The sequence below is a fragment of the Chitinophaga rhizophila genome (assembly GCF_019492185.1).
Lineage (GTDB): Bacteria > Bacteroidota > Bacteroidia > Chitinophagales > Chitinophagaceae > Chitinophaga > Chitinophaga rhizophila.
Genome location: NZ_JAICCF010000004.1, coordinates 837,281 through 851,822 on the forward strand (window position 1 = coordinate 837,281; position 14,542 = coordinate 851,822).

Consider the following 14,542-nt stretch of genomic DNA (forward strand, 5'->3'; position numbering starts at 1 on the left):
AAGAAAATTACAATCCGTTAATCAATTAAATATTCTTCATCCGACAAATTCTTCTGCTTCTGCTGCTGCTTTACCCATAGCTCATTGTCAATATACTCAGCAGCATGCTCTATCGTATTGTATTCAAATAGCTCCTTGAGACTCATATGCACATTAAAAGCATGATAGATCCTGTTTCTCAGTGTCAGCGCATTCAGTGAATGACCTCCCAGTGTGAAGAAGTTAGCCTTGGCACTGATCGAAGACACCTCGATCTTCAGTATGTCTGCCCAGATATCTGCCAGCTGCTGTGCAGTACCTGCCGACGGTGATTCATATTCATCCATACCTCCAACAGGGTCTGGTAACGCTCCCGTATCCAGCTTACCATTACTTGTCAGCGGTAACGACACCAGATGCACATAATGGGACGGTATCATATATGCTGGTAATACATCACCCAGTGTGATCTCACACGCTTCTTCCGATACATAATAACATACCAGTTGCTGATGACGTTCCAATACAACCGCTTCACGGATCCCGGCATGCTGACATACATGGTGTACGATCTCACCGGGTTCTATCCGGTATCCGCGGATTTTCAGCTGACTATCGCTACGCCCCGTGAACAGCAGACCACAACCTGCATCATAGATCCCCGTATCCTTACTACGGTACATCAATGTGCCGGGCATAAACGGATTCGGTATGAATACTTCCGCTGTCAGTGATGCTTTACCATAATAGCCCTGGGCTACACCCGCACCTCCTATGTACAACTCACCTACAGCTCCTGCTGGTACCGGGCGTTGATAGCGGTCCAGCAAGTAGATCTGTGTATTGGCGGCAGGGTAACCTATGGGCACATTGACATACTCGTCTGACGGCTGGTATACGTAGTACATACAGCCTACTGTTGCTTCCGTCGGACCATACTCATTATAAATCGATACCCGACCCTCAAACTGGTTGTATACTGCCGCAGCTACCCGGCTTTCCAGCTGCTCCCCACCTACTATCAACGTCTCCAGCGAGTGGCCTGCAGGTATTGATATCTCTGATAATAACTTCAGATGCGATGGTGTCATTTTCAGAACAGTCAGACGCGCATCTTTTATCACTTCTTCCAGCAATAAAGGATCGTGACTGCTGTACAGCAATAAACGACCACCTGTAACTAATGGCGTAAATAAACTTGTAATCGTCAGATCAAAAGACACGGAGGTATACAATGCAAATACCGCCGGACTTGATTTGATATATAGCCCTGCTGCCCAGGTGATGTAGTTCACCAGTGACCGATGAGAGATCATTACTCCTTTCGGTACACCTGTAGAGCCGGATGTATATATCATATATGCCAGTCGGTCCCCTCCTGCAAGCACAGGCTGTACTGCCTTGCTATCCATGGCAAGATCCTCCAGGACGAGTACCCGGAAACCTTCACATTGACCGGCATAGGCCTCACCGGTTATTACAGCTTTCACTTGTCCATCTGTAAATATGCCAGCTATTCTGCCGGATGGATAGGTGGTATCCACGGGTATATAAGCAGCCCCCAGCCGGAGAATACCCAGCACACTGTACACAAATCCCGGTTCGCGGTCCAGTAACACACCTACGAGGTCTCCCTCTTGAATACCAGCTGTTGATAAGGCTGCGGCTATACCATTAGACAGCGACTGTAATGCTGCATAGCTTATCGCCTTTCCTTCGTGCTCTATCGCTATAGCATCAGGTGTTCTGGCCGCCTGCTGATCAAACAAGGCAATGATAGACAGCTCTTCTTCAAATGCCTTAGCTGTATTGTTATAATTACCCAGATCGGTTGACAGCGATAGCTCTTTCACTCGCAGGGATGGATCATTGACTACTACAGTCATCAGCTGCTCAAGATGCATCATTACCTGTCCGATAAGCTGCTCGCTATAAATACCGCTGTTATAATCGAATCGAATAGTAAATGGTGTTCCAGGTACAATAACTACCGATAAATCATAATTCGTCTGCTCAAAAACATGCATATCACTTATGCGGTAATCACTGCTGTTGCTACCTACCTCTTCGGATACCGGGTAATTCTCATAAATCAGGATATGATCTAACAATTGCCTGCCTAATTCGCTTCTGCTTTGTATATCCGGCAAGGTATTATAATGGTACTCCTCACTGTCCAGCAACTGCCGCTGAACACGTTGGAACACATCACTGATGCTATCTTCGCCGGACGTATAGATACGTACGGGTACGGTATTGATAAACAGCCCAAGCATTGATTCTATTCCCTCCACTTCTGCTGGCCGGCCCGACACCACAGATCCAAAGACTACATCATCCTTGTCATTGTAAAACTGTAGTAAAAAGCCCCAGATACATTGAAGAATTGTATAAACGCTTACACCATATTTTACCGAAAGCTCATTCAGCGAAGCTGCCTGTGCATCCTGTAATGTCAACAGCTGACTGGAAGGAACAAATGCATTACCGCCAGAAGAAATGCCCTTCTTAGGTAAGCCTGCTGGCAGATCATATCCTTTCAGGTAATTGTCCCAGTAGGCAAGTCCTACCTTTGGATCGCGTTCTTCCAACCATTTAATGTACGCCGCATAAGGCTGTACAGGCTCCAATGCAGGACGACGTCCTTTCACTGCAGCATCATACAGTTCATTAAAATCCCTGATCAACAGTCCCATACACCATCCGTCCATCAGGATATGATGCATACTCCATATAAATCTATATGTATCAGCTGCTGTCTGCACAATCGTCAATCTCATTAAAACATCCCTGTTGAGCACAAACTTCCGCTGCTTATCCTGCTCCTGACATCGCGCAACTACGACTGCCGCCCCCTCCTCCAAACATGCTCTCCGCATGTCAAGGAATGAAAAATCCACCGTTCTCTCTTTGAGAACAACCTGCAACAACTGGTCGTAGCCCTCATACAAAAAGATTGTTCTTAAAATATCATAACGGGATGTTAAGGCTTGCAAAGTGTTTTCTACTGCCCGCACATTTAGCTTACCGTCCAGGTTATAGCAGATTTGCTCAAAGTAATGATCTGCTTCGCTGTCATACAGGGTATGAAACAACATCCCTTCCTGCATAGGCGATAACGGATAAATATCCTGCAATGCATATTGTGATTGCAGCTGGTCCAGCACCTCCATAGAAATGTTGTTGCCCGTGAGATCTGACGGACTGAGTGCTGCATGCGTTTTATCCAGGCAATAGTTAATGATTGCCAGGAGGCATGCTTCAAAATGCCCCAGCAATCCCTGTATCGTCTCGGCCGCGTATTGAAGGCTACTGTATGATATATTGACATGCAGTACCTCGCCGCTGATCATACCGGTAATGTCCCAGTCATATTCGCGCGTCTGTTGTGGATCAATATCATAACCTCTGCCCAGGTCGGATATCCGGTAATACTCATTTGATGTATCCGTATCAAATTGACCGAGATAATTAAAGCTGATACCAGACCGTTCAGCGTCTGCTGACCGGTATAGCAGGTAATCAATTCCCTTATTTGGAATAGTACGCAATGACTCTTTTACATTACGTAACCTATCTCCCCAGTTACTCCCTTTTTGTTCCAGCAAGACTGGGTATACACTTGTAAACCAGCCGATAGTCCGGCTTACATCTACCGCCCCGACTACGTCTTCCCTGCCATGCCCTTCCAGATCAATACGCACCTTAGACTGTCCGTATTGGAGAGATACCGCTGCCGTAAAAGCGGTTAATAATACCTCTTCTACTGAAGTCCTGAAGGAATCCGGCACCTCTCTCAGTAGTTGGCGGGTATATACCTCGTCTACAGAGAAACCTGTATGACGTACGTCAACACCACGATTCTCACCTGAAGGTATATCCCTGGCGATCATTCCGCACTGATGATTCTCAAATTTTTTCCAGTATGACTGCCCTTTCTGATAACCAGGAGTGGCCATATACTGTTGCAGATGACCTGCCCAGGAAAGAAATGACGCTGTTCTGCCTGGCAAAGAAAATGGTTGCTTCTGCAGCACCTGCTCGTATAATGTTGTAATATCTTCAAAAAGTATACGCCAGGATACCCCATCTATCACCAGGTGATGTATGACTATCAGCAGATGACTACCCTCTGCAAGATGAAACAGGCCAAGTTTCATCAGCGGTCCTGCAAACAAGTCTATACCGCTTTGTAAGTCTGTGCAGGCATCTTCGCTATAGGATGCATATTCCGTCAGAGATATAGGGAGATCAGGTGATTTAGTATCAAGTTGTAACCCAGCCGGACCTTCTTTCAAAACAATACGCAAAGCATCGTGATGCAATTGGAGGTAAGTGAAAATCTGTCTTACTACATCCCCTGAAATGCCAGCAGGAAAATGCAGCATCACGGATTGATTGTAATGCGCCTTGGCGGCAATTGCACCGTTCAGGTAGTATTTTTGTACCGGAGTGAGTACAGATGTACCCTGCACAACCTCCTGCTTAACTTTCGTCCGTAATACCTTCATGCGTCTGGCTAACGCTCTGATTGTCTGATTGGCGAAAATGTCTTTTACAGACAATTCATACCCGGCAGCACGTACCCGGGAACTGATCTGAATGGATTTGATAGAATCTCCGCCGAGAGAGAAGAAATTGTCAACAATGCCGACGCGGGCAACCCCGAGTATCTTCGTCCAGACTTCAGCGAGTAATATTTCTTCTTTTGTCGAAGGAGCCTGATATACTTCTTCCGCAAAAACCGGTTCCGGCAATGCCCGCTTATCTATTTTCCCGCTCAGCGTAAGGGGGAATGTTGTCAAATGAACATAGGCTGCCGGTACCATATACTCGGGTAACTTACCGGATAAATAGCCCGCCAATAGGTCACTCTCTATTTCGGCTGGCGCTGCGTAATATGCTACCAGGTATTTTTGTTCCCTGTTTTCCCGACATACCACCAGCGTCTGGCTGATACTGTCAAATTGCTGTAACAGTGCCTCTATATCTCCCGCTTCGATTCTGGCTCCACGGATTTTAATCATGTTGTCAACGCGACCACTCAGGTAAATCAGTCCCTGCTCATCCCGGTATCCAATGTCACCAGTACGGTACATTCTGCTATATGCTGCATCCGCTGCATATGGATTAACTACAAACTTTGATGCAGTTAAAGATCTGTCTTTGATATACCCTTTTCCTACTCCCACGCCTGCAATACAGATCTCTCCACTTACTCCGACCGGGCAAAGTCGAAGAGAGGAATCCAGTATATGAATGTGGAAATTAGGCAATGGATATCCCACAGGCAGATTGATGCTACCTTCTTCCTCCAGATCTTTCGGAACAATATAATAGCTGACATCATCTGAAGTTTCAGCGGGTCCATAAAGATTTATCAGCTGTATATCAGGGAAGGATCTGTACCACGCCAGCGCAAGCTCTCTTGTCAATGCCTCTCCGGTTGAGATAACGCACCGCAATTTTCCCAGTTGTAAAGGTCCGGCATTCGCTAACATGCGGATTACCGATGGTACAACCTCAAGTATAGTTATATCTCCTGCTATCAGTTCATCAGAAAGACGGTTTACATCTAACATTACCTCTCTGTCCACAATATGCGTACACCCACCAACTGTAAGCGCCAGTAACATCTGGACGAGATAAATATCGAAACTACATTCTGCTGTCTGTGCGAACCGGTCTGCGGCCGTAAGCTGTAATAGATCGCGCAGTCCATAAAAATGGTTGACCATTCCTGCATGATCCAGAAGTACTCCTTTGGGCACGCCGGTTGATCCGGATGTATAAACGATGTATGCGATATCTTCTGCTGATCGGATTACAGGTTGCCAGTTTTCAGCATTAGGCAGCTCATCCGAAATTGAATCTGCCAAAATCGTCTTTACATTGACACCTAAGCCAGATGCATACTTTTCCTGTGTAACCAGCAGGTAAGGTGAACAATCATTCAGTACGCCCGCTATACGGTCTGCCGGATGGCGCGTGTCAAGTGCAATAAAGACACCTCCCATCTTCTGAACACCTATAATCCATACTAACAAATCAATAGTACGATCCATTAATAAAGGAATCACAGCCCCTGGCACTGCGCCTGCTGAGATAAGCAATTGCGCTATGCTGTTTGACCTGGCATCTAATGTCTGGTAATCCAGTTCTACTGACTGATGCTTTACGGCAATAGCTTGTGCATGATGCTGTACCTGTTTGCTGAAAACTTCTGTAAAAGTAGCTTCTCCATACGGTCTGCCGGTATTATTAAATTCCTGTAATAATGCATACTTTTCCTCTACCGGTAGCATGGCAATATCTGACAACAACACATTACGATCATCAACTACCGCGCGTACTATTTGTTGATAGTATGTCGCAAAACGCACTATTGTATTCCGCTTAAACAAATCTGTGGCGTACTCAAAGTCCAGGTGTAAATCTTCGCTTGATTCAGTCACCGTTAGCGTCATATCAAACTTGGACAATAACTCATTATGGATGTATGGCTGAAGCTGTAATCCTGGTATGGCTAATGTGGCCACGTCAAAATTCTCATACGCAAACATTACATCGAACAACGGATTACGGCTCGTATCGCGTTGTACTGCCAGATCTTCAACCAGCAACTCAAAAGGATATGACTGGTGCTCAAGATCTTCAAGCGTACGCCTGCGCACATCCGCCAGGTAAGTCATGAATGACTGGTTCCTTCTGGGATAATTCCGTAAAGGAACTGTGTTGACAAACATACCTGTCAATGGTTCAAGGTCTGCATGGTATCGTCCTGAGACTGTTATACCTACCACTACATCGTCCTGATTACTCAGCCGGGACAACAGTATATTGTACAGTGATAACATTACCATAAACAATGTTGCCTGTGATTCCGTAGCCAGACTCTTAAGACCGGCTACCTCTTCCCTGCTAAGCGTAAAACGTACAACGTCGCCTTTGTCACCCGGTATGAGCGGACGCTTATAGTCCAGTGGCAGTGTCAATACTGGCAGCTCTCCTGAGAATACATCCAGCCAATAAGACCGGCGGTCTGCACGTATTGCCAGTTGACTTTCACTTTCCTGCCATACCGCATAATCCTTGTAACCGATACGAAGTGCAGGCAGGGCCTCTCCTGCATAGATCTGCATAAACTCCCGGATCAGTATTATCTGTGACAGTCCATCTGTGATAATGTGATGCATATCCATCAGTAACAGATGCTCTTCTTCAGAAATCTTCACCAATCCAACCCGGATAAGCGGAGACACGCTTAAATCGAAAGGTCGATGGAATCCTTCAATGATGCGCATGGCACTATCTTCGGTGCTTTCATATATACTGATTGTAAAGTCAACCGAGTTCGCTACCTGCTGCATTACGCTATCACCTACCGGCACAATCGCTGTACGCAAACTCTCGTGCCGCATGATTAACTTGTGAAAACATGCGGTCAGGTAAGGGATATCCACCCGGCCATACAATCGTGTCACCTGTAACATATTGTAGGCCAATGACTCACGATTCATCTCATACAGGAAGTAGAGTCTTTTTTGAGCTGATGATAATGGATATAACGCTGCCAATGGAGCTACCGGAACAGGATAATAACTCCCAGGAAGGCAGGAGCGAATGTAAGTTGCCAGACTTCTGATGTCCTGATTCGTAAAGATCTCCTTTACCGGCACCGATACTGAAAGCGCCTGTTGGATCTTATTTGATAAGATTGTCACCTTCAGTGAATGACCGCCCAGCTCAAAGAAGCTTCGCGTAACACTGATACGCTCTTCTTCCACCTTCAATACCTCTGACCAGATAGCTACCAACCTCGATTCCAGCTCATCCCCTGCAGGTACAAAGCTATCTTCCTCCCCTATTACCGGGGCCGGCAATGACCGGCGGTCAATCTTCCCATTACCGGTCAACGGTAATGACGATAAACGCATAAAATAGGATGGAACCATATGCTCCGGTAATTTGCTGGATAAGTACTGACGCAAACTACCATGGTCCAGCTCTGATGATGTCACATAATACGCTACCAGGCTCTTCTCACCTGACTCCTCATACGGGTGTACTACACTGGAGCTGATGCCAGCGTACCCTGACAGATGACTTTCTATCTCTCCCAACTCTATTCTAAAGCCCCGGATCTTCACCTGGCTATCAATGCGACCCAGATACTCCACGTCTCCACTGGCCAGCTGACGCCCCTGATCCCCGGATCGGTACAATAGACCTGCACCATAAGGATTATCTATGAATCTACGGGAGGTTAATTCCGCTTTGTTCAGGTAGCCTTGCGCTACCCCAGCCCCACCAACATACAGCTCCCCTAAAACGCCACGAGGCACTGGCCGCATCTGTTCATCCAGAATATATAACGACAGTGTCGGAATAGGTTTCCCAATGTTGCTCACATCCTGATCAAGGTCTGCGGTGGTCAGTTCTTTATAGGTAACATGTACGGTTGTTTCCGTAATACCAAACATGTTGATCAGCTTCACCTGTGGGTATGTCTCATGAAACTGACGCAGCTTAGACGGCACCAACGCTTCACCTCCAAATATCACATACCTAAGCCGAAGATCTTTCCGGGGACCTGAACTTAACTGATAGAAAGACCACGGGGTCTGATTTAACACCGTTACTCCTTCTTTCTCCAGCAATTCCAGGTAGGCCAGCGGATCGCGTGCCACTATCCTGGGAATGATCACAAGACGACCTCCATATAACAATGCCCCATACATCTCCCATACACTGAAGTCAAAACAATGACTATGAAACATCGTCCATACATCGGACTCATTAAAATCAAACTGAAACGCTTCATTGAATAACAGCCGTACCACATGACTATGACCGACCATCACTCCTTTCGGATTACCCGTAGTGCCGGAGGTGTAGATAATATAACAAAGATCTGCAGGACCGGAACCAGTCGTCCTGTCCAATGACCCGTCATAGGTAATACCATCTTCTATATAATACACCGGCACACCATAAGATGCGGCGTCCGTTACGTCTTTAGTACTTAACAACAACGGCGTACCACTGTCTTCAACCATGTACGACTTACGCGATTCAGGATATGTGACGTCAACAGGCAGGTAAGCACCACCTGCTTTTAGGATACCCAGCATGCCTATCACAGTTTCCATACCCCGATCTACCAACAAACCAACGATCACACCTGGTTGTACACCTGCATTACGCAGATAGGCGGCCAGGCGCTCGCTGGCTTCATTCAGTTCACCGTAACTCATTGTCCGGTCGCCGAAGATCAACGCCGGCCTGTCTCCATGCAAAGCGGCCTGCTTTTCAAACAGACTATGTACTGTCTCCGATACCGGGAAATCTACCTCACTATAATCGAGTGATTGTAACAAAGACTGCTCTTCCTCCACCGGCAGTAGGCGGGCTGAAGACAAACTGGCTTCGGGAGCAGTCAGCAGACTGTTAGCAAGCTCATAAAAGTGCCGTGCAAAGGCTGATACAGTGTCTGCATCAAAATATTCGCTATTGTAGACCAGCTTACCCTGTAATACATCTCCATCTAACTGCAACAGTAGATTAAGATCATATTTACCATAACCAAGGTTAGTTTCGACAACGCTGATGCCTGCAGGCAAAGCAGTGCGTTCCTCAAACTGGTAAAGCACGTCAAACAGTGCCGTTCTGGCCATATCTTTTTCCGGTGCCAGATCTGCCACCAGTTTATCAAAAGGCATCTCACTATGTGCCAGACAGCTGTCGTAGATCTCTGCTAATTGATGAAGATATTCCGTAAAGGAACCTGCTTGTGGCACAAAACTTCTTATCACTATCAGGTTAGCAACGGGCCCTATCATGCCGGACAACCCCGCGTGCCTGTTATCTACACTGGTACCAATCACAATCTCCTCGTGCCTTGCATATCTGTATAACAGTACTTTGAATATGGCCATCAGGATTACCCGGGCACTGATGCCTGTTGCAGCCTGACAAGCCAGCAATTCGGTTGTTACCTGCTGTGGAACAGCGATATCAACGATACCAGCTTTATAAATATGAATTTTAGCTCTTGCCCTGTCTGTCGGCAGTTCCAGTGCTTTCAAGCGACCACCTGATAACATGCGTTTCCAGAAAGGAAACAGGTGAAACTCCAGCTGCCGGAAACCCTCTTTTTGCCATTCTGAGAACCTGTGATAAGGAAGAAATGGTGTTGTATTCTCCTCAAACAATTCACGGGTCAGTGCATGTATAGTAAACCGGTCTGCTACCGCATGGTGCAATACGATGATCACACGTTGGCCGCCATCCCATTTGTTAATCAATGTACCTCTGATCAGCAATTTGTCTAATTCAAACGCCGTATTAATCTCATCGCTGGTTAACCTATCCAATTCCTGGTCTGAAGCAGCAGCCAGACTCCGGAAGCGAAAGTCAGGTTTGTCCAGTATGTGTTGCTGTATACTGTCTTCAATATTGATAATAACAGTCCTCAGTATCTCATATCTGGCCAATAGGTGCTGCATACGCCCTTCCAGCTGTGCTGACTGTATAACATCTTTGAGCTCAATAATCAAAGGAATATTATGATAGACAGGCCCCGCAGTATACAGATCACCTGCTTCAAAATAGTCAATAAACCACATGCGCTCCTGGTGGTAAGACGCCAGTAATGTCGCTTCCTGCTGACCATTATTTAAACCACGAAAGATTGCATCCTTTTCTTCTCCTGTCAGTAAGCTAATCTCCTTCAGCGACACCCGCCTTTCTGCTATACATTTCTGCAGCAGATTAAAGAACAGGTCAGCAATGGTGCCTGCCAGATCTGGTGTATAAACTGAACTGTTATACTTCAATTCCAGCTTCAATGCACCATTTCTAGTGTTAAAGCAGAATAATAAGCCAACTGGCAAATGCGCAAACTGCTCCTGCACATGCAATTCATCTGTGAGCATGCCTATGGCCGATGAGAGTGGTAAATCTGCCAGCGCTTTTCCGAACATCCGTTCCAACGGGAAATTTGCATAACCCATATCTTTCACGAGATTGTCCTTAACAGCGGTCACCACACCTGCAAAAGTCTGCGTATCAGTCACATGCATCCTGAAAGGAACAATGTGCTGACTATCGCTCTCATACACTGGCGTAAATATCATCACGTCAGTAACAGTTGTATACTTATTAGCCAATGCACCAATGGCCGCCATCAATACTATATGCTTAGCCGCAGGTGAACCGGCAATCGCATTAAACTCACGCGTCAGCGAACCTACTGCCTCAATAGTATGAGTTTCCATCACGGAATCTCTCCGTATGGCTGCCGGGGCATGCTGATTGAAGTAACTGACAATCTGAAAATCAGACAGCCGGTTCTTCCAGTAATTCCTTACAGCAATGTTGCTATTTATATTTAACGCGGAAAGATCCAGCGTGGATTGTTGACTCATATGATGGCGTTAACTAAAGGTTGAGAATGATATTATCTGTCACAGGGCTGTCCGGAACAGCATTGTAACCTGCCAGTGATACTAGTGTGATATCCGGATTGGCAGCAATGCTACTGAACAGGTTTATAAATCTGTCTACCAATAGTTCCGCATCTCTTACCGAGAAATATGACAATTGATATTCAAACCGGAAGTCATAACCTTCTCCGTTTCCGGAAGCAAATAATGTGACCGGATATTTTGCCGCCGCATTGTTCAGCTGATATGGCTCAAATAATGCGTGTTCCGCAGTAGCTCTGTCTTCAAAATCCTGATATACAAAGACTGCTTTAAACAGTTCGTTCACCCGCTTATTCCTGGAAGCGTTTAACTCGCCTAGTATATCAGACAGGTCAAACTGTTGCCGGCTGATTACCTCTACCAGATGATGATGGATGGCTTTCGCAAACTTTCTGAAAGTCAGATCAGTATCAAGCTGGAACCGTACTGGCAGTGTTTTAACAAACATACCTGTAACTTCTTCCAGCTCATGCTGGATACGTCCGGATGTGCCCAGCCCCAGTATCGCATCTTCCTGACCAGTCAGCAATCCGATAAATATAAAATAGGCTGCAAACAGTCCGGATGATACCGTCATCTCTTCTTCTTGCAATACACGCATAAATGACGCACGTTGCTCTTTGCCTATCCGGAAGAATATATTATCACCTGCATCAGGATCCGGCCCGGCATTTACGACGGTAACCGGAAAGTTCGTTACTGGTAACTCACCCTCAAACTGATTGAGCCAGAACTCGCGCTGAGACATATACAGCTCAGACTTTCTGAACTGGTATTCCCACTCGGCATAGTCCCGGTACTGTATAGGTAATGATGCAAGCTGACTTCCGTTATACAGTTTTATCAGGTCATTGAACAGGATCACCTGGGAAATACCATCGCAGATAATGTGGTGGATATCAACGATCATCATTGTGTATGCATCTTTCAACCGCACAACGGCACAACGTAATAACCCAGGTTTCGCAAGATCGAAAGGACGAATAAAACTATCTATGACCTCCGGAATCGACGCTATATCCGTCTCGATGGTTTCCAACGTAAATTCGACATCTGATGCAATTGTTTGTAACAGCTGACCATCCGCAATTCCAAAACCGGTTCGCAGACTCTCATGACGTTGAATAAGCGCCTTCAACGCAGCCGTAAGCCTTTCCAGGTCTAGTGCTGCATCTACTTTCCAGGCGACTGGCAGATTAAATGCTACACCTGTTTTATTCAACTCATAAGTGTAATAAATTCGTTCCTGTACAGCAGAAACGTGATAAGCTGCTTTATCTGCTGCTTTTTCAATGGTCATCTGGTTGTCTGCATGGCGCTTACCCACCATCCGTGCCTGTTGCTGGATTGTCAGGTGATTAAACAATTCACTCAACGAGATCCTCACATTGAACTCTTTGTGAATCCTCCCGATCAGCTTCATGGTATTCAGCGAATTGCCTCCAACCTTATAGAAACTATCGTCGGTCGAAAACTCCTTATCACCCAATGTATCCTTCCACACTGACAGTAAACGTGCTTCTATATCGTTTTCTGGCGCTATAACCTGCCGTTGTGACATCTGATGCAGCAACTCCTTATAATTGATCTTACCGTTGCTTAAAAGGGGTACATGTGCCACTTCTCTGAAATCACCCGGAATCATGTACGCCGGCAGCCGGTCCGCTAAAAACGTTTTGCTCAATTGCCTGATATCTCCCTCCATAACTGCCCCTGGTTTCCGTACCAGGAAGGCTACCAGGTATTCGTTGTTATGCTCATCCTGGTGTTTCATAACCACTGCCTGTTCCAGATAACCGGCATCCAGCAACACGCGCTCTATCTCGTCGAGTTCTATCCGGGCACCTCTGAGCTTCACTTGCCTGTCTTCCCTACCGATCAGATCGATATTGCCATTGATCAGCATGCGGGCAATGTCTCCCGTTCTGTATGCCTGGGCTTCGTCTTTTGTACCGGCATGTATCGTTATGAACCGCTCCTGAGACAACGCCGGCTCATCCAGGTAGCCGTTCGAGCTATATGCTGATATAATGTATAATTCACCTGGTATGAGTTTTTCACACGGGGTCAGATCCTTCTTTGCTATCAATATTCTCGTACCTGGTATAGGCTGACCAACAGGTATACGTGGCTGATTGGCATCTGTCGGTTGGATCCTGTAGAAAGTACGGATCATTGTTGTTTCTGATGGACCGTACAGGTTCACCAGTGAAATACGTGTATCGAAGGTCTGGTACCAGGGTTTGAGATCCGCCGGATTGATTTTCTCTCCCGATAACAATACATGTTGCAGATTCTCATAGTCGGCGGCCGTAACCTGTTCATTATTGATCAGCCGGAAAAGACTGGGCACACAATGAATCAGGTTGATCTTTTGTGCATTGATCCATTGAGTAATGAAGCCAGCGTCTCTGAACGTGTCTCCTGCCGGTGGCACGCAGATAGTACCACCTGCCATCAGCGGCACAAAGATGTCGCGGAGAAATGCATCGAAGTACGGACTAATGAACTGACTTACCCGACACCCCCGTTGTATATCAAACGCTGATATTTCCCAGGAAATAAATTGCGCCAGACTCTCGTTTCTGCCAAGTATACCCTTCGGCGTGCCTGTAGAGCCGGAAGTAAAATATACATAGATATTGTCTGACGCATCAAATACAGGATACTCAACAAGTTCTGTATTTGCTTCTGCACTGAAAATATCTTCTATCGTAATACCATGTTGTACCAGCACTTTTTCATTTACACTCCCGTATATATAATATTGCAGTTTCAGCTTGTCTGTCATGCTATCCAGCCTGTATTGCGGCAGATTACTATCTATCGGCACAAACACACAGCCGGCATTTAGTATGCCGATGATGGTGGTAATCAATTTCGTTCTGTTGTCTAGTGATATACCTACCATCGTACCCTTCCGGATACCCTTGTTTATAAGAAAACGGGTTACCCTGTTGGCGTCCGCCAATAACTGTTCGTAAGACGTGGCAACGTCTCCGTCAAGGATGGCGGTTTCTCCCGCATATTTTTTTAAACAACTGATCAGTTCATGCTGAAAAATCATATGTCAT

2 protein-coding genes are annotated in these 14,542 nt (G+C 46.1%); both read right to left on the reverse strand.

Translation table 11 applies throughout. The annotated features are described in order from the left end of the window. Nucleotides 1–17: 17 nt before the first annotated feature. The gene (locus K1Y79_RS22975; protein ID WP_220252541.1) at nucleotides 18–11,408 is read right to left on the reverse strand and encodes a non-ribosomal peptide synthetase; all 11,391 of its coding nucleotides are present in this window, start codon (nucleotides 11,406–11,408) and stop codon (nucleotides 18–20) included. Nucleotides 11,409–11,421: 13 nt separating this feature from the next. Further along, nucleotides 11,422–14,535 (reverse strand): non-ribosomal peptide synthetase, encoded by a 3,114-nt coding sequence (locus K1Y79_RS22980; RefSeq protein ID WP_220252542.1) that lies wholly within the window; start codon nucleotides 14,533–14,535, stop codon nucleotides 11,422–11,424. Nucleotides 14,536–14,542 lie beyond the last annotated feature (7 nt).

Bases quoted from the DNA above. Each gene is read 5' to 3' on its own strand.
- K1Y79_RS22975 (WP_220252541.1), bottom strand. From the start codon at position 11,408: ATGAGTCAACAATCCACGCTGGATCTTTCCGCGTTAAATATAAATAGC.
- K1Y79_RS22980 (WP_220252542.1), bottom strand. From the start codon at position 14,535: ATGATTTTTCAGCATGAACTGATCAGTTGTTTAAAAAAATATGCGGGA.